At 39.0% G+C, this 23271-nt stretch carries 19 protein-coding genes and 1 tRNA gene; 2 read left to right on the top strand and 18 right to left on the bottom strand.

All coding sequences use genetic code 11. The features are described 5' to 3' along the window. Positions 1-29: 29 nt before the first annotated feature. The 8 genes from pnp to DM558_RS02280 form a co-directional block, all read right to left on the bottom strand. Positions 30-2165: a polyribonucleotide nucleotidyltransferase gene (gene pnp, locus DM558_RS02315; protein WP_127161872.1), complete on the bottom strand. Its 2136-nt coding sequence runs from the start codon at positions 2163-2165 to the stop codon at positions 30-32. 140 nt (positions 2166-2305) lie between these two features. Continuing rightward, positions 2306-2575, bottom strand: coding sequence for a 30S ribosomal protein S15 (rpsO, locus tag DM558_RS02310; RefSeq protein ID WP_109703238.1), 270 nt, complete (start codon positions 2573-2575; stop codon positions 2306-2308). A 148-nt stretch (positions 2576-2723) separates the two neighbouring features. After that, the gene (gene truB, locus DM558_RS02305) at positions 2724-3644 is read right to left on the bottom strand and encodes a tRNA pseudouridine(55) synthase TruB (RefSeq protein ID WP_127161871.1); all 921 of its coding nucleotides are present in this window, start codon (positions 3642-3644) and stop codon (positions 2724-2726) included. Beyond that, the gene (gene rbfA, locus DM558_RS02300) at positions 3641-4030 is read right to left on the bottom strand and encodes a 30S ribosome-binding factor RbfA (RefSeq protein ID WP_109703240.1); all 390 of its coding nucleotides are present in this window, start codon (positions 4028-4030) and stop codon (positions 3641-3643) included. The genes truB and rbfA overlap by 4 nt, the downstream gene beginning before the upstream one ends. Before the next feature lie 97 nt (positions 4031-4127). After that, positions 4128-6857, bottom strand: a complete 2730-nt coding sequence (infB, locus tag DM558_RS02295; RefSeq protein WP_127161870.1) for a translation initiation factor IF-2 — start codon at positions 6855-6857, stop codon at positions 4128-4130. A gap of 36 nt (positions 6858-6893) precedes the next feature. Continuing rightward, a complete protein-coding gene (gene nusA, locus DM558_RS02290) occupies positions 6894-8375 on the bottom strand; it encodes a transcription termination factor NusA (protein WP_127161869.1) in 1482 nt (493 codons plus the stop codon). A gap of 36 nt (positions 8376-8411) precedes the next feature. After that, positions 8412-8945, bottom strand: a complete 534-nt coding sequence (locus tag DM558_RS02285; protein WP_127161868.1) for a ribosome maturation factor RimP — start codon at positions 8943-8945, stop codon at positions 8412-8414. Positions 8946-9043: 98 nt separating this feature from the next. Next, a tRNA-Met gene (locus tag DM558_RS02280) sits at positions 9044-9120 on the bottom strand. A 174-nt stretch (positions 9121-9294) separates the two neighbouring features. Between DM558_RS02280 and DM558_RS02275 the strand changes: the two genes are divergently transcribed. Continuing rightward, on the top strand, positions 9295-9561 hold the full coding sequence (locus tag DM558_RS02275) for a DUF4404 family protein (RefSeq protein WP_127161867.1): 267 nt from the start codon (positions 9295-9297) through the stop codon (positions 9559-9561). 18 nt (positions 9562-9579) lie between these two features. Here DM558_RS02275 and queF read toward each other — a convergent pair whose 3' ends face one another. The 9 genes from queF to pilM are packed head-to-tail and all read right to left on the bottom strand — an operon-like array spanning position 9580 to position 18761. Next, entirely contained in the window at positions 9580-10410 is an 831-nt protein-coding gene (gene queF, locus DM558_RS02270; protein ID WP_127164789.1) for an NADPH-dependent 7-cyano-7-deazaguanine reductase QueF, read from the bottom strand. A gap of 2 nt (positions 10411-10412) precedes the next feature. Next, a complete protein-coding gene (locus tag DM558_RS02265; RefSeq protein ID WP_127161866.1) occupies positions 10413-12101 on the bottom strand; it encodes an AAA family ATPase in 1689 nt (562 codons plus the stop codon). Positions 12102-12113: 12 nt separating this feature from the next. Then, entirely contained in the window at positions 12114-13208 is a 1095-nt protein-coding gene (aroB, locus tag DM558_RS02260) for a 3-dehydroquinate synthase (protein WP_127161865.1), read from the bottom strand. A gap of 33 nt (positions 13209-13241) precedes the next feature. Next, positions 13242-13754: a shikimate kinase AroK gene (aroK, locus tag DM558_RS02255; RefSeq protein ID WP_127161864.1), complete on the bottom strand. Its 513-nt coding sequence runs from the start codon at positions 13752-13754 to the stop codon at positions 13242-13244. Between the two features lie 4 nt (positions 13755-13758). Next, complete coding sequence (gene pilQ, locus DM558_RS02250) at positions 13759-16017, bottom strand: type IV pilus secretin PilQ (RefSeq protein ID WP_127161863.1); 2259 nt, start codon at positions 16015-16017, stop codon at positions 13759-13761. 17 nt (positions 16018-16034) lie between these two features. Further along, a complete protein-coding gene (locus DM558_RS02245; RefSeq protein ID WP_164731223.1) occupies positions 16035-16559 on the bottom strand; it encodes a pilus assembly protein PilP in 525 nt (174 codons plus the stop codon). A gap of 2 nt (positions 16560-16561) precedes the next feature. Beyond that, positions 16562-17164: a type IV pilus inner membrane component PilO gene (locus tag DM558_RS02240; RefSeq protein WP_127161861.1), complete on the bottom strand. Its 603-nt coding sequence runs from the start codon at positions 17162-17164 to the stop codon at positions 16562-16564. Beyond that, entirely contained in the window at positions 17161-17730 is a 570-nt protein-coding gene (locus tag DM558_RS02235; protein WP_127161860.1) for a PilN domain-containing protein, read from the bottom strand. The genes DM558_RS02240 and DM558_RS02235 overlap by 4 nt, the downstream gene beginning before the upstream one ends. Further along, positions 17730-18761 carry a type IV pilus assembly protein PilM gene (pilM, locus tag DM558_RS02230; protein ID WP_127164788.1) on the bottom strand — a complete coding sequence of 344 codons (1032 nt, stop codon included), beginning with the start codon at positions 18759-18761 and terminating at the stop codon, positions 17730-17732. The genes DM558_RS02235 and pilM overlap by 1 nt, the downstream gene beginning before the upstream one ends. A gap of 221 nt (positions 18762-18982) precedes the next feature. Between pilM and DM558_RS02225 the strand changes: the two genes are divergently transcribed. Next, positions 18983-21370: a penicillin-binding protein 1A gene (locus tag DM558_RS02225; protein WP_127164787.1), complete on the top strand. Its 2388-nt coding sequence runs from the start codon at positions 18983-18985 to the stop codon at positions 21368-21370. 54 nt (positions 21371-21424) lie between these two features. Here the strand turns inward: DM558_RS02225 and DM558_RS02220 are convergent, their stop codons facing one another. Then, positions 21425-23011, bottom strand: a complete 1587-nt coding sequence (locus DM558_RS02220; RefSeq protein WP_127161859.1) for a hypothetical protein — start codon at positions 23009-23011, stop codon at positions 21425-21427. Positions 23012-23271: the final 260 nt, after the last annotated feature.

Raw genomic sequence — 23271 nt, 5'->3', positions numbered from 1 at the left:
TAAGCAGGGCTTTTTAACAACAACAAAGACTACTCTTGTACAGAAGTCACTACAGGAGCACCTGTTGCTGCGGCATCGGCAGCTACTGCGTCTTTAATAGAAAGCTTGATACGTCCACGGTTATCAACATCAACCACCATCACACGCACCATTTGACCTTCTTTTAATACGTCAGTCACTTTTTCAACACGTTGATCGCTGATTTGAGAAATATGAACTAAACCATCTTTACCTGGTAAAATATTAACAAAGGCACCAAAATCAACAATGCGCTCAACCTTACCTTCGTAGATCTTGCCTACTTCAGCTTCTGCTGTAATGGCTAAAACACGATTTTGTGCAAGCTCTGCTGCCTCTTTAGTTTCACCAAAGATTTTAAGTACGCCATTATCATCAATATCGATAGAGGCTTTAGTTTCTTCACAGATACCACGAATAACGGCACCACCTTTACCAATTACATCACGAATCTTATCAGGATCAATCTTAAAAGTTAGCATCGTAGGAGCATTAGCAGATAGTGCACGTGGCTTATCAAGCACAGCATTCATTTGCTTAAGGATATGTAAACGTGCTTCTAATGCTTGGTTTAGCGCAATTTCCATAATCTCTTCGGTAATACCATTAATCTTGATGTCCATTTGTAACGCGGTCACACCTTGAGCAGTACCCGCTACTTTAAAGTCCATATCACCTAAATGGTCTTCGTCACCTAAAATATCGGTTAATACAGCGAATTTCTCACCTTCTTTAACCAAGCCCATAGCAATACCTGCAACAGGAGCACGTAAAGGAACACCGGCATCCATTAATGATAATGAGGCACCGCACACAGAGGCCATAGAACTAGAACCATTTGATTCTGTAATTTCAGAAACCACACGGATGGTATAAGGGAATTCTGCCTCATTTGGTAATACAGCTTGTACACCACGGCGAGCAAGACGACCATGACCAATTTCACGACGCCCTACACTCCCCATACGTCCACACTCACCAACAGAAAATGGAGGGAAGTTATAATGCAGCATGAAGGCATCACGTCTTTCTCCCTCAAGTGCGTCAAGCAGTTGAGAATCACGAGCGGTGCCTAGTGTAGTCACAACAAGAGCCTGTGTTTCACCACGGGTAAACAATGCTGAACCATGGGTTTTATTCAACACACCTGTTTGGATATTAAGAGGACGCACTGTACGTGTATCACGACCATCAATACGAGGTTTACCATTAACTATGTTTTCACGAACAATACGGTACTCTAATAAACCAAAAGCATTTTTAACTTCTTGTTCAGAATACTCACCTTTTTCACCAACAATTCTTGCAATAGCATCATTACGCAAGTTATCTAAGGTGGTATAACGCTCTTGTTTTTTAGTAATGGTATAGGCTTGGGAAATCATAGCGCCAAACTCTGATTTAATCTCATTAATTAGTGCTGTATTTTCAGGAGCTGCTTGCCATTCAAAACTAGACGTATTTACTTGGGCAGCAAATTCTTTGATAGCCTTAATAACAGATTGGAATTCTTGGTGTGCATAAAGTACACCACCTAACATTTGGTCTTCTGTTAGCTCTTTAGCTTCAGACTCAACCATTAATACAGCTGTCTCAGTACCTGCTACCACCATATCAAGGTGTGAAGCCTCTAGCTGCTCATAGGTTGGGTTTAATAAATAACCTGATTCAATATGGAAACCAACACGTGCTGCACCAATAGGCCCTTCGAAAGGGATCCCTGAAATAGCAAGAGCAGCTGAAGTACCAATCATCGCAGCAACATCTGGGTCTGTTTTCTTGCTAGTAGAAAGTACGGTACAAATTACTTGTACTTCATTGTAGAAACCTTCGGGAAATAAAGGACGAATCGGACGATCGATTAAACGAGAGGTTAATGTTTCTTTTTCTGAAGGGCGACCTTCACGCTTAGTAAAACCACCAGGAATGCGACCTGCCGCATAGGTTTTTTCTTGGTAATGAACTGACAATGGGAAGAAGTCTTGCCCTTCCGTTGCTGTTTTAGCAGCAACCACTGTTACCAACACACTGACATCATTATCTACTGTGACTAATACAGCACCATTAGCTTGGCGAGCAATACGCCCTGTTTCTAAGGTAACTGTTGACTGACCAAATTGAAATTGTTTTGTAACCGGATTTAGCACGGTATTTTCCTTCTTATCTATCGACTCTAAATGGATTGATTAATGGGGTATTGGACCCTACTTAATCAGACATAATAGTATTACGGCACGTTAAAATAAAAGCTGGAAGCAGCATGACCTGGTTTCCAGCTTAGTACAGCTTAGCGACGAAGCCCCAGACTTGCAATTAATGCTGCATAGCGTTCAGAATCTTTGTTTCTTAAGTATTCTTGAAGCTTACGACGTTGGTTAACCATACGGATTAAACCACGACGTGAGTGATGATCTTTCGCATTGCTTTTAAAGTGACCGCTCAATTTATTAATATTAGCAGTTAATAATGCAATTTGAACTTCTGGTGAACCAGTATCATCTTTACCACGTGCATATTGCTTGATGATTTGAGCCTTTTCTTCAACTGTTAGTGCCATTTTAAATACCTTTTCAAAAAAGCAGACCAGGGAAACCCTGTGTTGTAAAAAAAGAGGTATAACCGTGTCTGCTAACAGCTATCCTCCTAAGACATTAATGTATTAATGCCTATTCTTAAAACCTTATATTACTTTACTATTATAACAGTTATTCTGCATTTTGTATTAATCGTTTTGGTGCTAAGCGACCATCACTGGCGACCTCGCCAACACCAATAAATCGGTTTTGATGATCCTTCACGCGAATATAGGTATCCAAAGGAGCATCTGGTGCACGCACTGGCTGACCATGGAGCCAATAGTAACTGGTATGTTCTGTTAGTTGTATCGCGGGCCAATGCAATAAACCTGCATCAATTGGTAACAAAAATTGATTCAATGCCTCGCAGCCGGATTGCTCATGTAATTGGATCAATGTTTCAAGGTCAATGGCTTGCTCTAAATGAAAGGGACCAGCCTCTGTTCTGCATAGCTTAGCCACATGGGCTCCACAACCTAATGCAGCCCCTATATCTTCAACCAACGTACGAATGTAAGTACCCTTACTGCAGGCAACAGAAATACGTGCTTTATCACCCTCAAAAGAAAGAAGTGATAATTCATCAATCATGATTTGGCGCGCTTCTCTTTCTACCACCGCACCTGCTCTTGCTAATTTATAAAGTGGCTGCCCATCTTTCTTAATGGCGGAATACATGGGAGGAACTTGGCTGATTTCGCCTCTAAAACGGGGTAATACGGCTAAAAGATCTGCTTCTGTACAATTAACAGCCTTTTGCTCTAGTACTTCCCCTTCTGCATCACCCGTAGTCGTAATGATCCCTAACTGCATCACCGCTTCATAGCACTTATCAGCATTAAGCAAGTATTGTGAGAACTTCGTTGCCTCACCAAAACAAATCGGCAACACCCCCGTTGCTAAAGGGTCTAAACTGCCTGTATGTCCTGCTTTATTGGCGTTAAATAACCAGCGAACTTTTTGTAGTGCGCCATTAGAACTAAATGTTAAAGGTTTATTTAAAATAAGAATACCATCAACATTTCTACGTTTGCGCTTTACTTGAGTCACTCGTTATCTTCTCCATGGTGAAGTTTACGGTCTGCTGCCAATGCCTTATCAATCAAGGCAGACATTGTACTACCACGAACAATACTTTCATCATACATAAATTTTAACTGTGGTATTGTTCTTATCTTCATTGATTTTCCTAATAAACTGCGTAAATAACCCGCTGCATTAGTTAAAATCTCTAAAGACTGTTCAATTTCCTTTTGACCATCTTTCCCCATCACGGTGATAAACACTTTAGCATATGCTAAATCACGCGCCACATCAACGGCGGTAACGGTCACAATCCCTAGACGTGGGTCTTTAATTTCACGCTGTATTAGCTGTGCTAACTCACGTTGCATTTGATCACCTACGCGTTGGGTACGACTATACTCTTTAGCCATAGTATTTATTTAACCTAATCATTTTCAATATTTTTTAATAAATAAGTTCTCCATAACCGAGAAGTTATGGAGAACTCATCAAATAAAGCGTATTTTATTAAAGTGTGCGGGCAACTTGCACTTTCTCGAACACTTCAATCTTATCGCCTACTTTTACATCATTATAACTCTTCACACCGATACCACATTCCATGTTAGCACGCACCTCAGCAACGTCATCTTTGAAACGGCGTAGTGATTCTAACTCACCTTCAAAAATAACAACATCGTCACGTAATACACGAATTGGACGATTACGGTGAACAATACCCTCAACCACCATACAACCAGCAATTGCACCAAATTTAGGTGAGCGAAATACATCACGTACTTCGGCAATACCGATAATCGTTTCACGAACATCGTTACCTAACATACCGGATAAGGCTTTCTTCACATCTTCAATAATGTCATAAATAACATTGTAGTAACGTAAGTCAATGCCCTCTGTCTCGATAATTTTACGAGCACCTGCATCAGCACGTACGTTGAAACCAAAGATCACCGCATGAGAAGCTAGTGCAAGGTTTGCATCACTCTCGGTGATTCCCCCTACTCCAGTTCCGACAACACATACTTGTACTTCATCATTACCTAAATCAGATAAGGATGATTGTAATGCTTCAAGCGAACCACGTACATCAGCTTTAATAACGATATTAAGCGTTTTCTTCTCACTTTGAGCCATGTTATCGAAGATATTTTCTAACTTCGTTGATTGTTGGCGAGCAAGTTTAACTTCACGGAACTTGCCTTGACGGAATAGAGCAACTTCACGCGCTTTTTTCTCATCAGCAACTACATTGACATCATCACCCGCATTTGGCGTCCCATCGAGTCCAAGGACTTCAACAGGGATAGATGGCCCCGCCTCTTTAATAGGTTTACCTGATTCATCTAACATGGCGCGAACACGACCGTAGTTAACACCGACAAGTAGCATATCACCTTGATGTAATGTTCCGTTCTGAACAAGTATCGTCGCAACAGGGCCGCGGCCTTTATCAAGGCGAGATTCAATCACGATACCTTGTGCGGGTGCTGTTGGAACAGCAGTTAACTCTAACAACTCAGCTTGTAGTAACACAGCTTCTAATAAGGTATCAACATTGGTTCCTTGCTTAGCAGATACAGGTATAAATTGTGTATCACCGCCCCAATCTTCTGGGATAACATCTCGGCCTGCTAACTCATTTTTTATCCGATCAATGTCTGCTTCTGGCTTATCGATCTTATTAATAGCTACAACAAGAGGAACGCCTGCCGCTTTAGCATGTTGAACAGCTTCTTCTGTTTGTGGCATCACACCATCATCAGCCGCTACCACGAGGATTACGATATCCGTTGCTTGTGCTCCGCGCGCACGCATCGCAGTAAATGCGGCATGTCCTGGTGTATCTAAAAAGGTAATCATTCCTCTATCAGTTTGAACATGGTATGCACCAATATGCTGTGTAATACCACCGGCTTCACCTGTCGCTACCTTGGTACGACGGATGTAGTCAAGCAATGAAGTTTTACCATGGTCAACATGTCCCATTACCGTTACAACAGGTGCACGATGAATTGCTTCACCTTCAAATTTTAATGATTCAGCCAATTGATCTTCTAACGCATTGTCATTAATTAACTTAACGGTATGACCTAAGTCTTCTACAATAATTTGTGCTGTATCACGATCAAGCACTTGGTTAATGGTTACTGGAGTACCCATTTTAAACATGAGCTTAACAACTTCGGCACCTTTAATACTCATTTGTTGAGCTAGTTCAGCAACGGTAATCGTTTCCCCAATACTAACTTCTCTCACAACAGGCCCCACTGGTGCTTGGAAACCATGCTGATTTTCTACCGCACGTTTCTTTTGCTGTTTATATTTGCTGTTACGACTACCACCACGACGGCTACTATAACCCTCTTCCTCTTCATCTACGATAGCATGAATATTACGTGGCGCTGCTGTTTTTGATGGCTTTGCAGCAGCGGCTTTACGTTCACGACGCTCCTCTTCCTCATCACGACTACGCGACGCACGACGAGGTTCTTCACGAATAACTGGTTTATCTTTTTTAGCCTTAGCTTTTGGAGCACTGTCTGCATCGTTCGCTTCAACTGCTTTAGGTGCACTTACAACTTCTTGCACTTCAACTTTTTCGGTGATCTCAGGTTCCACTGGAGTGCTATCACCTTTGCGTCGTACTTCAACCGCTACTTTATTGGTTGTTGGAATTCTATTAACAGGTTCTACTTTCACTTTTTCAATCGGTTCTTTTCTTTTAGGTACATCAACAGCAGGTGTAGACTCTTTTGCTTTTTCATCTGGCTTAACTTGTACAGTTTCTTTTGCTTTTACCTGTCCAGGTACATTTTCTACCACTTTTTCTACTTTTTCAGCAGATTCGGTTTTTTTATGAATAGGCTTGTCTTTTTTGATGTTTGTATCAATAGCTTCATTCTCTTCCTTTACGAGAGTATCTTCTGCTAGACTCTCCTCTACCGCAAGATCACGCTTAACAAAGGTTTTCTTTTTCCGTTGTTTGACCTCTACCGTTTTATTACCTGCTGTTTTGATCTTCTCAGTTGTGGTTCGTTTTAAGGTAATTTTTTTAGGTGCTTTCACCTCAACTTTATCACGACTTAAATGATCATATAGCTTTTGTTTTTCCTCTTCAGATACTTTTTGGTCAGCACTGTTATGAGGTAGCCCGGCTTCTTTCATTTGCTGAAGTAGTCGATCAACTGTGGTATTCACGCTTTTAGCTAATTCTTTTACTGTGGCTTGTGTCATCTTTTTCTCCTAAGGCTTATTAATCGTTCAGTGCTACTACTCAAACCAATGAGCACGCGCCTTCATGATTAATTCCCCGGCATGTTCTTCACTCATTCTTGTTACGCCAACCAAATCATCTATACTTTGCTCAGCAAGATCTTCACGAGTTACAATGCCATTAACGGCTAACTGTTTAGCCAACTCTTCACTCATTCCGTCCAATGCCAATAGGTCATCAGCAGGTTTTGCAGCTGCCAATTGCTCTTCCTTAGCAATAGCTCGAGTTAAGAGACGGTCTTTCGCGCGTGTTCTTAACTCATTGACGATATCTTCATCAAATCCATCAATACTCAGCATTTCTTCCATAGGAACATAAGCAACCTCTTCTAAGGTCGTAAATCCTTCTTCTACTAAAAGCTGGGCCAACTCTTCATCCACATCAAGTTCATCGATAAAAGCTTGTAGGATATCACCTGTTTCAGCTTGTTGTTTCTCTTGAATTTGCTCATCCGTCATTACATTTAGCGTCCAACCGGTTAGTTGTGTCGCTAAACGCACGTTTTGACCGCCGCGACCTATCGCTTGTGCTAAACTCTCTTCCGCTACAGCAACATCCATTGTATGAGTATCTTCATCAACAATAATCGTTACTACTTCTGCAGGGGCCATTGCATTAATTACGAATTGCGCAGGGTTTTCGTTCCATAATACGATATCAACACGTTCACCATTTAACTCACCTGATACTGCTTGAACTCTTGAGCCTCGCATACCAATACAAGCACCCTGCGGATCAATACGTTTATCTTTTGATCGTACGGCTAACTTAGCACGTGAACCAGGATCACGAGAAGCACCCATGACTTCAATAAGTCCTTCAGAAATCTCAGGGACTTCAATACGGAATAACTCAATAATCATTTCAGGTGCAGTACGTGAAAGAATTAATTGAGGCCCCCTGTGCTCCGTGCGGATTTCTTTAAGCAATGCACGAACTCTCATACCTACACGGAAAATCTCACGTGGCATTACCTGATCACGAGGTAATAACGCTTCTGCATTATTGCCTAAATCAAGAATAATACTTTCTCTGGTAACTTTTTTGACAATACCAGAAATGATTGTGCCTAAGTATTCGCGATAAGCATCAATCATTTGAGCACGCTCTGCTTCACGAACTTTTTGTACAATCACTTGCTTTGCAGTTTGCGCAGCAATACGTCCAAACTCTATTGACTCAATTTTTTCTTCAACTACATCGCCAATTTTCGCTTTAGGATCCTTCTCATGAGCCTCTTCTTCTGTTAGCTCTGCATCAGGATTTACTTGATCTATTTCATCAACCACTGTCCACTGGCGATAAGTTTCATAATTACCGGTACGTTGATCAATAGTGACTCTAATGTTAATGTCCATTTCATAATTTTTTTTAGTCACTGTAGCCAATGCAATTTCTAAAGCCTCAAAAATCACACCAGGAGGTACGCCTTTTTCATTTGATACGGATTCAACTACTAATAATATTTCTTTGCTCATACGTCTACCATTATCCTTAAACCATCGATTCTTTAATTAGTCAAATGTGGGCTCAACATTTGCCTTATCTATAAGTTCTATAGGTAATAAATACTCTTCTTTATCTACCCGTAAAACAATGTGTTGGTCTTCAATGCCCTGTAAGAGTCCTGTAAAATTACGCTTACCTTCAAAAGGAGCACGTAATTTAATTTTTACATAGTTGTCTTTAAACTGTTCAAACTGTTCTAGCGTATATAAAGGGCGATCCAAACCTGGAGAAGAAACCTCTAACGTATACTCATAAGGAATAGGGTCTTCTACATCTAATACAGCACTGATCTGCTCAGTAACTTTCTGACAGTCTTCTATTCCAATGCCACTTTCACGCTCAATGAACTCAGTACCATCATCATGATCAATATCTGCACTTTTTTCATCAACAGTGCACTCATGATTTTGACGGTCAATAAATACGCGCAACAAGGAATGCTTGCCCTGTGAAATAAACTCAACACCCCAACATTGATAACCTAAAGACTCAATAATTGGAGCTAACAGCGTCTGTAATTGTTCTATTCTAGTAGACACTTTACGCCTCCAATAAAAAATGGGCATATAGCCCATTCTTATCATTAATTTTAAATTTGTAGCTAATAAAAAACCCCAATAATGGGGTTTTTAAAATTTGGTTGCGGGGGCTGGATTTGAACCAACGACCTTCGGGTTATGAGCCCGACGAGCTACCAAGCTGCTCCACCCCGCGTCAAAGTGGGGCAATATTACAGCACTAACAAAAGGGAGTCAAGTAAAAATTCACTTAATTGTTAATTAATTATAAATTGATAAGATTTTTACTGCCTATCATACCGATATTGTCGTATTATAGTAAATGCACAATTAGAACGTTATACTTTCATTTATACAAGGTCAATTCCTTATGTCTAAAACAGTTCATGAAAACCTGATCGACTTACAATATCAGCTAAAACATGCTAGAAACAATAAAGAAGCAGATAAAGCACATATTGAAGCATTGGCAGATACCATTCATAACCAACTTAAACTAGATGAAATAGCTCACGAGCCAGACATGAGCATGGTGGAAGAGCTTGGACTTGCTGTTGGAGAGTTTGAACAAGATCATCCTCGATTAGCTGCTACACTAAAAAGCATTCTGCTTACATTTCACAATATTGGCATTTAACCATAAGGCAGTAAATAATTACTGCCTTGCCAATCTGTAATTAGTATAATGTATTTCATTCAAACTACGGCAAGGATTAATATCTAACCCACCGCGGCGTATATAACGTCCATCCACTACTAATGACTGAGCAGCTAATAAATTATTCAGATCGATAAATATGCGCTCAATGCATTGTTCATGAAAATCTGCATGTTGGCGAAAACTGACCAAGTAAGCCAAAAAGCTTGCATGATCAAGTTGTTTATCTGCTTTGTATGATACGGTTATTGTAGCCCAGTCAGGTTGCCCCGTAACAGGACAGTTCGACTTCAGTAAATGGCTATAAATTTTCTCTTCTGTGGACTTCGGTAATGCCTTAAGCAAATCAGCAGTTGGATGATCATATTGATTAATTACAATATCTAGCTCATCAATACACTGCCCTTGTGGCTCTATAATACCCTTTTGGGCTATTTGATCTAGCGTATATAATTTGACTCGTACAGGCTTACCTGCTGCTTTAGATAGATCTTTTTCTAAAAATGCATTAACAACAGTTTCTGATTCAAATATCGTTTGATTAAAGCTGTTTAAATACAGTTTAAATGATTTAGATTCTATAATCGCAGGTGAATCTGCTGGAATAGCAAACTGTGCGACTCTAACAACAGGTTTACCTGAAGGCGTTAACCATGACAGCTCATAACCATTCCAAATATCAACCCCATGGTAAGGTAAGGTATTTGCAGTTAAGCCTAACTCTTCCCACTTCACCTGTCTTGGTATTGGGAAAAGTAAACTGGGCTGGTATTGGTCAATATATTGGTTAACCTTACCTAAAGGTGATTGCTCAGCAGGATGTTGTATCATTACTTCGTTAACTCTGCTTTGATACTTGTAAAGGTACGCACCCAAGGTTTACTACTCTGAACGGACTGAGGCAATTTCTTAACTGCGCTTTGTGCCAATGTACGTCCAGAATAGCTACCATAAGTAATCACGTAATCTACCTTCCCAGAACGAGAACGCTTGTAGTAATGATAATCACCCGCGGCTTGTCGCTTAATAAAGTCTTGTGCTGACTTCTCATTACTCGCCACACTCACTTGTATTGTATAGTTTGAGCCAGCTTGCTTTTTATACCATGCAGTACCTAATACTGCACTTTGAGTTGTTTTTTGGGTTTTAACAGGCTCTGCAGCAGGCTTAGTAACCGTTGCTGGCTTTGTTTGAACTGGTTGCTCTGTAGGCGCTGTCGTGACAGTAGCCGTAGGTTCAGTCACTGGAGTGGTCGTTGTTACGTTATTATTTTGCGGAGGTGTTGATAACGTAGTGTTTTGCTCCGTATTCGTAACAACAGGGATATCGGTTGTAGGAACAGTATCATTATTGGTAGTCAACGGTAAACTAGAGGCACCATTGGTAGTACCTGTTGGCAATGCTTCTGTACCTGTTGTTAAAGGGAGATCAGTTGTTTGCGTCTCATTGTCTGCAAGTGTTGCATAGTGATCTGCAAGTACATTATTATCTTTATCATCAGTGGTTTTTTTCGATGATCCTGAAAAAAAGATAATACCCAATAATACAATGGCAACAATCGCAGCAATAACGAGGTGTTTCTTGGGAATAAAACCACTAGATTTAGCTTTTTTCTTAGTCTTTTCATCATCTATCGCAAAAAAACTATCTGGCTGATCGTCTTCTTTATCTGTAAATAAGCTGCCGATGCTAGGTTCATCATCTTTTTTATTATCGTCAAAACTCATGATATTCTCCGACTTGCTTTGCTGTTGCGGGTGTAAAGGCTGTTCTTGTTCCTGAGCTTGATCTTCCATATTAGACAACAAAAGCTCTTTAGCTACTTGGTTGATAACTCCAGGCCACCCGCCTGATTGAGTATAAATATCGAACAACTGTTCATCAGAAAAGAGTGCTAAACTTTGTCCCGCACCCTCTAAGCGCAATGCTAAATATTCTTTAGTTTCTTCAAGCGTATAAGGTGTCAGCGGCAGATTAAATGTAACCTCTTTACCCAGTGATGAATCCTCTAACTTTTCAAGCAAAGCGGGTCTAGCAAAAAGAAATATATGGAAGCTTTTTAACTGCTCACTGGTAAGATTTAAAAGCAGTTGTAAAGTATCTTCTGACAACGCTTCAGCATCATCAATCATCAAGTAGAGGTTGATATCTTTTTCAGCTAATTTATTAAGCTCTCCAATTATCATTTCAGGTGTAGCTTCTGCTAACTTTAACTCATCGGCTAATATCGTAATTATTTGTGATGGACTTGTACAGTCTTTAGCTGAAACATTAACAATCTTAACGATATCTTTATTAAAGCTTGCAATCAGCGCTTGTCTTAATAGTGTTTTGCCTGAATCTTTTGGCCCTGTAATCATCAGCATCAATTGGCTATGCCTGGCTAAATGGTGCATTTGGCCTAAAATCGTTTTGCGCTGTGCAGAAAAAAACTTAAAATTTGGCACTCTCGCCGCAAAAGGGTCATGACTAAGTTGGTAATAGCTTAAAAATTGTTCATCCAACTGGGAAGTATTCATTTAGTTAATCCATCAAAAAGAGTCAAGCAATTGTTCATAGTTGGTTGATAGTATAGCATTCAATAATTCGGTAGAGAAATCACTTGTCACGATTGCTTCGCCTAACTTGCTTAAAAGCACTAAGCGAATTTGTCCATCAATTATTTTTTTATCCACCCGCATATATTTTAAAAAGTCATTTGCGCTCATCTTTTCAGGTGGAGCGACAGGAAGCCCAGCCCGTATAAATAAGCGAATAGCACGGTTGCGATCTTGTTCTGTAATCCACCCTAAACGCATTGACATTTCTATAGCCATAACACTACCAACTGCCACCGCTTCGCCATGTAGCCAATTGCCATAACCTTGGTGTGACTCTATAGCATGACCAAACGTATGACCTAGGTTTAAAGTTGCTCGAATGCCCTCTTCCGTTTCGTCTAATGCAACAACATGGGCTTTAATGCGACATGACCAATCTATCGCTTTAATTAATACCGCCGTATCAAGTATTTTTAACGCTTCAATGTTTTCTTCTAGCCATGTAAAAAAATCACTGTCGGCAATTAATCCGTACTTAATGACTTCTGCCAGACCTGCTGACAACTCCCTTTTGGGTAATGTCTTTAATGTCGATACATCAATCACAACGGCTTGCGGTTGATAAAATGCACCAATCATATTTTTACCTAATATATGATTAATGCCCGTTTTCCCACCTACCGAAGAGTCAACCTGTGATAATAACGTCGTAGGTACCTGTATAAAATTAACGCCCCGCTGATAACAAGCTGCGGCAAAACCTGCCATATCGCCAATAACACCACCTCCTAATGCAATGATAGTGACTTTGCGGCTATATTCTGCTTTTAACAATCCATCAAAAATAAGTTGTAATGTTTGCCAGTTTTTATATTGCTCACCATCGGGTAACACAATAGGCTGGACTTGATAATCTGTAAGTTGTGCTTGTAACTGCTCTAAATAGAGAGGAGCGACTGTTTCATTAGTAACAATAGCGACTTGTTTGCCTTTTATATAAGGTGTAATAAGGTTTTTTTGAAATAATGACTCGCCCATCAAAATAGGGTAACTACGTTCACCTAACTCAACTTGTAGCCTATGCATGGTAGATTCCAATTGAAATAAAGTAATACTTTACTATAAAGAAAGCAATTCTAAAATATATTGTATTAAAAATCGCGGTGGTCGTTCATCAGTGACCACTTCTATATGTGCTACTTCTCGATAGAACGGTTCTCTGATTGCAATAAGTTCTCGCAAAACTTTTTCAGGATTATCAACTTGTAATAACGGCCTATGCCTATCTTTAGCCGTACGAGCAATTTGTTGCTCAACAGAGGCATGTAAATAAATCACCGTTGTTTTTTCTGACAAAATGCGGCGTGTCTGCTCTCTCAAAATAGCACCGCCACCTGTAGCAAGAACAAAGCCATTAGTATTGGTTTGGCAAATATCCTCAATAATAGCTTGTTCTCGATCTCTAAACCCTACCTCACCCTCTACATCAAAAATCCAAGATATAGCAGCTCCCGTTCTTGATTCTATTTCTCGGTCAGAATCAATAAATAGGAAATCTAATTCTTTAGAAAGTAAACGCCCAATGGTGGTTTTACCTGCTCCCATTGGGCCTACTAGGGTGATACCTTTCAATATATTATCTCGATACAGCAAATGCCTTATTATCAATAATACGAGGAGTAATAAAAATTAACAACTCTTGTTTATTATTATCCACTGTATCACGTCGGAATAAGCGCCCCATCACAGGAAGATCTCCAAGATAAGGTACTTTTTCAACCGTTTTAGATTGTGTATTTTGAAAAACACCACCTAAGACTATTGTTTCCCCATCACCTACTAAAACTTTTGCTGTTACTTCGTTAGTATCAATAGGTGGAACACCAGCTACTGACCTTGAATAGTCGACAGAGTCTTTATTTACTTTAACTTCCATCATCACCTGATTATCGGGTGTAATTTGCGGTGTTACTTCAAGAGATAGTACAGCTTTTTTGAAAGAAGTAGATGTAGCACCACTTGAAGTTGCTTCTTGATAAGGCACCTCTTGCCCTTTCATAATTGTGGCTTTTTCTTTATCAGATGTAGTCACCTTAGGCTGGGAGATAATCTCTCCTTGGCTCGATTTCTGCATCGCATTAAGTTTAAGATCCAGCATTAGGTTTTTTGTAATATAGCCAATACCAAAACCTGAAGTAGCATTTGCCGCACCTAAGTCAACAACAGGTGCTGCTGCTGGAATTGTATACGCATTTTTATCTTCGTCAAAACCAATATTAGTACCTGTATTAGCAAAGTTACCATCACTACCACTTTTACTATTATAACGTCCATCCGCACCACCATAAGAATGAAGGTTACCTGTTTTACCAATATCGGCGGCCCAACGAACTCCTAGGCTTTTAGCAAAAGATACATTAGCTTCAACAATACGCGTTTCGATCATAACTTGACGCACGGGTTTATCCAACTGGGCAACGATACGTCTTAGCTCTTGTAGCCGCTCTTCCGTTTGATAAGCTAGAATAGTATTGGTTCTTTTATCAACGGTGAGTGATCCACGGTCATTCATAGTCATATTCGCTGAGTAAGTACCGGCACCTGATGTTGTCTGCCCTGTTTGAATACTATTTGTTTGTGACATCGTGGCTTGGAACAAACCAATAATAGCCGTCGCATCAGCATAATTCACTTGAATAAGCTCACGACGAAGTGGTTGCGTTGCCTTTAGCGTTTCTTGTGCATCGTAAATACGGCGTGCAGACTCCGCCAACTCATCCGCTGGAGCAATAATTAGAATATTACCTTCTTGACGTTTAGCAAGGCCACGGGTACGCATAATAATATCTAATGCTTGATCCCAAGGAACATTTTGTAACCGTAGCGTAATATTACCTGTAACAGTATCACTCGCAACTAAGTTTAGTTTAGTAAAATCCGCTAAAATTTGTAACACACTACGCACTTCAATATTTTGGAAGTTTAAAGACAAACGCTCACCTTTAAAAATACCTTGGTCTTCTAAATGGCGCTGTTTATCTTCCGCAGAAATACTTTTAACACTTACCGTTAATTTATCATTGGCTTGATAGACTAAGTAATCGTAATTCCCTCTTGGTTCAATAGTAATCGTTGAGCCATTTGCATCAGATGTTGAGTTAACAAATTTAACAGGTGTAGCAAAATCTGTCACATCCAAACGTACGCGGAGAGCCTCAGGTAACTGAGTTTTAGGAAAGCTGAGTACAATGCGACCATTACGCTCTTGAATCTCAGGGCTGATGTTACTATTAGATAACTGAATTATAATATCGCCTTCACCACCATCACCACGTCTAAAATCAACACTGTCTATTTTATCTACACCACTAATACTAGGCACAATAGATGTCGTATTTGTTTTTACTGTACTAGTAGTTGGTTTGACGCTTGATGTTGCTACTGTCAAAGTAGCTGGCTTTGTAGCTGTATTAGTGTTGCTATCGCCCAATAAAATATAAACATTATTACCTTCTACGCGAGAAGTATAAGGAACTAAGGAGTTTAGCCCAACGACAAGGCGAGTTCTATTACCTGCCTCTACCACGGTTAGATTTTTAACATTTCCAATATCTACTGTTCGTCTTTTTTCTTTAACTTGGTTTGTCACACCAGGCAAATCCAGAGCGATACGAGCAGGTTGATCAATCGTATAACCTGATGGCAATTTTACGGGTTCATCAAAGATTAGCTTAAGCTGGACTTGCTCCCCCGGTAAAGAAGCTACTTCCATATCCTTTAAGTTTGCAGCAAAAAGCATTGGAGTAACAGCCATACTTAATAAAGCCATAGCTAATCGACTAAAACGAGCACTTTGTGATTTTTCAATGTGCTTAATTAGGGTATTATTTTTCATCTGTTATATCCTTACAATTAACTCTTTAGCTCTAAAGTATATGGCCTTTCAGTACAGCCTTCTTCACCATTAGAAATTTTTTCTAAAACCATCAACCTAAAATCATCAATAGACATGATTTCTCCATGATTTATACCGATATAATCTCCAACCTTTACAAGATGAACACTCCCCCCTACTCTCACTAGAGCATAGTATTCTTTGTCATTCTCTATCGTCCCAACCATAGCAAAAGCACTAATATCGAAACCTTCTAAATAGCCTTTAGGTCTAGTTAAATCAGGCAATGTACACTTTTCTCTTGAGTCGTCCTCAGTCCTATCAGGAATAACATCTTGACTTTGAAAAGGATCTCTTAAAAAAGTAGCACTATAAGAGAAAGGCAAGTAGACTTTTGGTTCTGGTAAGGGTTCTATTCTCGGAGCAGCTCTTGCTTTTACTGTTTCAACGTATGCTTCAAGATCTGAAGTACCTTGATTACCACACCCAACCAACAAACTTGATAAAAGTCCAAAACATAAAAGATACTTAAACTTTATCATTATCATTTTCCTTCTCCTCGATAACGATATGTTTTTGCCTGCACAGTGATAACTAAATTCGAAGAGTCGCCCACAACAACGGGTTTAATTGAGAAATCATTCAATGTAACGATACGTGACAAAGCAGAAACTTTAGTTGCAAAATTTGCAAATGAATGATAATTACCTGTTACAGAAATTTGTACAGGTAGCTCTATGTAAAAAGGTTGATTGACTTCAGGTAATAATTTAATTTCTGAAAACTCTAATCCGCTCGTCAACCCTGCTTTAGTCATGTCTTCAATAAGACCAGGCACTTCCGTATCCGCTGGAAGCTGCTTAAGTAGTCCGCTAAAACTTTCTTCAATTTCAATCATTTGTGCTTTATAAGCATTTAAGCTTGCAGATTGCGCAGCTTTTGTCTCAAATTCAGTTTTAAGCTTTGGTTCTTGATTTTTAGCTGTATCTAGAGAGGAACGAATATCACTTAAATAGAACTGATAGCCTAAAAAGGGAATAAAAATCAATACCACAAGGCAAGCCAAAACCATTACCGGTGTAGGCCATGTACCTGGAGCCTTTGGATCTAAATTATTTAAATCCAAACTTTTCAAGTCAAATTTCATTGTATAGCCTCTCCATCCTTAGGTTCAGTTTCATCAATAAGCAAAGTAAACTTTGCAGCTTTATCATTAGGATCTTTTTGATTAAGCCTTGAAATAACTGTTAAATTTGGATTAGCTAACCAAGGCGAACCTTCAAAATTTCTCATTAACTGCGAAACACGATTATTAGAAACAGTCATCCCATCAATAACAATTTTCTTATTCGTTTTTGTTAAAGAGGTATAAAATATCCCTTCGGGTAAAGTCCTAACAAATTGATCTAACAATCTCGCTAATATTTGTCGATTCGACTGTAACCCTTGAATAACCTTCATTCGAGATAACAACTCAGATTTCTTTTTCTTAAGGTCTTCAATATCCTTTAAGTTATTTTCCATTATTTTAATTTGCCCTTGCAAATATTGGTTCCTTATATTTTGGTTATCGACCTCTAACTCATAATATTTATTAGCAATAAAAACCAAAAAAACACCCACAATACCTGTAATAGCTAACGCAATAAAAAATTGGCGTTTACGTTCTTCTCTTTGTTGTTCACGCCATGGTAATAAGTTAATACGTACCATTAGTCAAAACTCCTCATTGCTAGTCCACAAGCAATCATTAATGCGGGGGCATCCTGAGCCAAAGCAGATGCATTAATCCGTGAAGATGTTTTCATGTCTGCAAAAGGATTAGCGGTTTGTGTGGGTATATTTAATTTATTTTGAATGTAGCTAGTCAACTGCTTAACTCTAGCACCACCACCCACTAGAACAATACCATCAACACTGGTGTATTGCCCTGTCGCAAAGAAGAATTGTAAGGAGCGTGCTATTTGATCTGATACTTGATCCATAAATCCTTTTAATACAGACTCTTCATAATCATCAGGCAACTCACCTTTTTTCTTCGCTCTTTCAGCATCTAAAAAGGTTAATCCATAATGGCGCTGAATTTCTTCTGTTAGTTGCCTACCACCAAACATTTGCTCACGATTATAAATAATATGATCATTAAAGATAATATTAAAACTCAGCATTGTTGATCCAATATCAACCACAGCAACAGGAATTGTTGTACTTGCTTTTTTAACAATAGGTAAAAGAGAGGCTGCACGCTCCATCGCGTAAGACTCAAGATCAACAACACCTGCAGTCAAGCCAACGAAGGCTAAAACTGACTCTCTTACTTCTATACTTTCTTTACGACACGCGGCTAACAATACCTCTTCCTTGGTATCATCATTAGGTGAAATAGTGCTTAAACGTGCAAAGTCAATGGATACTTCGTCCAATGGATAAGGAATATATTGGTCAGCTTCTAATTGTAACTGAACCTCCACATCAGCATCACTTACACCTTTAATGACATCTACAACACGAGTAATAACAGATGATCCACCCACAGCCACAGCAGCCTGTGTCGCTTTAACACGTGCAGACTTAATTGCTTTTTCAAGCGTTTTCCCTACGGCCTCAACATCGTGAATAGTTCGATCTGAAACCACACCTAAAGGTAGATCTTCTATTGCATAGCCATTAAGTACATAAGAATTCCCAGACTGATCGAGGTCTACAACTCTCACCGAGCTAGAACCGATATCAATCCCCAACATTTTTTTTACTTTCTTTTTAAATAGCACGATGTTTTCCCTATACACATCCGCAACTTACGGAAAATTTCAATTGCATATTATACTATAGATAAATAACAAAATTTACTACTGTATTCATAGAGTTCTTTATTCAAAAAAGCTATAATATGACGCAAGTTTTGTTTCAGCTCAATAATTTTAACAAAATATTACTCATATTTGCTAGGAATTTATTAACTTTGATACGTTTATATAAAATTATTTGGTGGTTTGTTATTTCATTTATCTGTGTAGTTCCTCTCGCCATTAGTGGTGCGGTACTCTACTTAAACCACAATCTCCCATCAATCAATGCCATCAGGGATGTTCAATTACAAATTCCTTTGCGGGTTTATAGCCAAGACCATAAATTAATTGCTGAATTTGGAGAAATGCGCCGTTCCCCCATAGCTTACAAAGAAATCCCCCAAAACTTCATTAATGCGCTCTTAGCCGCTGAAGATGATAATTTTAGGAATCACTACGGGATAGATCTCAAAAGTCTACTCCGAGCTGCCTTCGAGCTTGTTACAACGGGACATAAACAATCTGGTGGTAGTACTATTACTATGCAAGTAGCACGAAATTACTTTTTGTCAAGTGAACAAACGTATACTCGAAAAGCAACTGAAATATTACTTTCCCTAAAAATAGAACAAGAACTAACAAAAGATGAAATTTTAGAGCTTTACCTTAATAAAATTTTTTTAGGCTATCGTGCTTATGGTATCGAAGCTGCGGCCCAAATATATTATGGCAAGTCTGTAAAAGATCTTTCATTAGCACAAATGGCGACACTAGCTGGTTTACCTAAAGCACCTTCTGCAAATAACCCAATCGTTAACCCTGAGCGAAGCCTAATCAGAAGAAACTGGATTCTTTCTAGAATGTATAGTCTCAAAATGATTACCAAACAAGAGTATGAGATAGCAAAATCAGAGCCAGAAACAGCTAAACGACATGATGCAATTCCTGAGTTAGCCGCGCCCTATGTCGCTGAAATGGTTCGAGCTGAAATGGTTAATCAATATGGGGACAAGGCTTATACTGATGGTTATCAAGTGGTCACTACTGTTCCATCAAGACTTCAAACAGCAGCTAACTCAGCATTACGTAAAGGACTATTAGGCTATGATAAACGCCACGGCTATCGCGGAGCAGAGCAAAAAGCTTTACCTAAAGATCAATGGCTAAAAACGCTCAAAGAGCAAAGGACTCTCGCCAACTTAGAGCCGGCCATCGTTTCATCTATTGAAGATCAATCAATTACAATATTAAATAATCAAGGGAAATACGAAACAGTAAATTGGGAAAGCATGAAGTGGGCTCGCCCTTATCTTTCTGTCAACAGCATAGGTGCAATACCCAAAACACCGAAAGATGTCGTTGCTATTGGAGATTTAATTCGTATTCAGCGTGACTCACAAAATACACCACAGTTTAGTCAAATACCTCAAGTTGAATCAGCCTTAGTTTCCCTTAACTCACAAACAGGCGCTATTGAAGCCTTAGTCGGTGGCTTCTCATTTGAGCAAAGTAACTATAATCGTGTTATACAAGCTAAACGCCAACCTGGTTCTAGCTTTAAACCTTTTATTTATAGCGCAGCACTAGATACAGGTTTTACAGCAGCAAGCATGATTAATGATGCGCCAATTGTCGTTGATGATGGTTCTGATAATAAAAAATGGAAACCTAAAAATGATGGTAATAAATTTTTAGGACCGATCACTTTGAGAGAGGGTTTATATAGATCAAGAAATCTTGTCACCATACGACTATTGCAAAGCATAGGCATTGATACTGCCCTTGATTATATTACAAAGTTTGGATTTGACAAAACTAGCCTTCCTCCATCACTTTCTTTAGCTTTAGGGTCAGCAGATGTTACCCCATTACAAATTGCCAAAGCATGGACTATTTTTGCTAATGGCGGATATAAGACTTATCCTTATATTATTGATCAAATCATTGATCGGAATAATACTACTATATTTGCGGCGACTCCTCCTACTATTCCAACAGAAACACTGACAGACAAAGAAAAATCACAAGAAGGAAAATTAATTCCTATTGAAGCAATAGATGTAAAAATTCCAGCTGTTGCTGAATCAGTGATTGATAAACGCACTGCATTTATTATGAATAGCATTCTTCAGGATGTGGTTCGTCGAGGGACAGCAACTCGCGCCTTAGTACTAAAGCGAACTGATCTTGCGGGGAAAACGGGAACAACCAATGATACAAAAGACACTTGGTTCGCAGGCTATAATGCTGATTATACCACCGTTGTATGGGTAGGCTTTGACCAACCAAAAACTTTAGGACGCCGTGAATATGGTGGGACTTTAGCGCTTCCTATTTGGATAGACTATATGGGTATTGCATTGAAAGACAAACCAATGCATACACAAACCCAACCTGCTGGAATTATACAACTCAAAATAGATGCAGACACTGGGAGACTAGCCTCGGACAGCTCAAGAAGAACGTTCAATGAACTTTTCAAAAAAGAAGACAATATTCAGGGCGATAATAATACTAATCTGCCTACATCAAGCGATGATGTAGCTCCGATGGAATTGTTTTAATTAAAAACTGCCTCTTTAATAGACTTAAAGAGGCTAGCTTTCATTCTATAATTCTTAGACAACCCGCCAAATTTTAACACGACAAGGGGCAGTAGTTACTATGGGTGTTCCATTAGAATGTGCGGCGCCTGTATCAGTAGGAGTCCCCGTAATCCTAGCACTACCTGTTCTTACAATTATTTTGTCAATATTAAGCATTGATGCTTTCACGCCATAGCTACCACCAGCTGTTGCATAAATCATAATCCAACCAGGATCTCCCCAATTGCCATTAATTAGTAACTCAGCTATACATATTACATGATACCCCGGAAAAGGATTATCCATTTCATAATATTTGTTATTGATGACATTAGCCGGATTTTCTTCAGTTCCTTCATTAGGATATATAATAGTAAAGCGGCTAGTCGCTTTTGCTCCTTCCAGTACACTTAGTCTAGTGGCTAACTTCGCATTTTCTGTCACTATCTGTTGTATATTCGCACTGGCGGTATTTATTACACTCGAAAACAACTTAATCACCCAACAACCACAAATATTAACAGGCCTGTTTTCATTAGCCACAGGAACTACACGAGAAACATCCATTTCAGTGATTGTACCACTTGTATAATTCGCTGCTGTATATCCTGCCCCTGTACCTGCATAGAAAGCACCTGTCGGACTATAGGATGAAGCTTGGCTAACCGTACCGGTAATATTCCTAATTGCATCTTTCTGTATTTCACCGTTAGAAACACTTCCATTATCCCCTCTTAAGAATAAAGCACCAATGCTATCAGTGTACATACCATTATAATCTGGCACTCTAAACATTCCATCGCTAGAGTTAGCAACATAAGCACCTCTCTTTACTGAGTTATTTTTCCAATCTAACTCGCTAACGACAGGCACTTTAGCTTGCTTTATTGCCTCAAATGCGTCAGGAAAAATCCCTTGAGAAAGCTCTTGTCCATCTGCCGCCACATAGCCTGCTGGAATACTTTCACGCGATGGCCACCAAAATACAGCAAATAAAGGTACACTATTCCCCTCAAACTCATCAAATCGCTTAGTCAAACTACTCATAGCACAACCAATCGTTTTTGTGGGGTAAGACAGTAAGTCGTTGTAACCAATCAATCCACCACCTTTATTTTGACTATCACAATTTTTTAACTGTTGAGCTAACTCCATTGCTGAACCACTATTTGCTTCAACTAACTCTGGTTGCCCAAGAGAATCAAAAGAAAGTAATTTATTAGCTCGCTCATTAGAAAGAGGCAAAATAGGAACTCCCTCTGGATCAGGAACTCTTAAAGACTGAGAAATATTTTGAGAAACGCCTTGCATCGCTAAATAAAGTCGATCAAAATCACGATTTAATGTTTCGGCTAATAAATCTCCATTTTCCTGATAATCAGTTTCCCTTAACAGACTAATTGTTCGCTGTAGCAACAAAATACCCTTAGGTGGCTCGTCAAAAATAATCTCACCACTTGGATTCCCCAATCCAGTAATGGTATAACCTGAAACAACTAACTGACTATCAATCATAACATTCAAATCAGCGCGATCTAATAATAAAAATGGAATGCAAAATCGTGTACTAATGCCTTCAGCCAAATACTCTTTATAATTTAAAAACGTTGTTACTGCCATACAAACCTCTTTTACTCAATGATCTAATTATGTGTCTATGTTATTGAATAAAAGTACTTTGTTTTCCAAACAAATAGAGTAAACCTAGTTTAAATTTTTTATTCTCCTTAGAGAACACATAATGAACCATAAACTATCCGATGTAAAAACATCCAATATTGCAATAATAATTTTTTTCCAACCTCACATAATAATAGGAAAAAAGAAGTATCTATTGGGGCGAATACAACTATACACTTAAATCTGCAGATAACAGAAAG

The sequence above is a fragment of the Entomomonas moraniae genome, assembly GCF_003991975.1.
GTDB classification, from domain to species: domain Bacteria; phylum Pseudomonadota; class Gammaproteobacteria; order Pseudomonadales; family Pseudomonadaceae; genus Entomomonas; species Entomomonas moraniae.
Note: the sequence above shows the minus strand (reverse complement) of the source record. Positions and strands in the feature narration are given on the sequence as shown.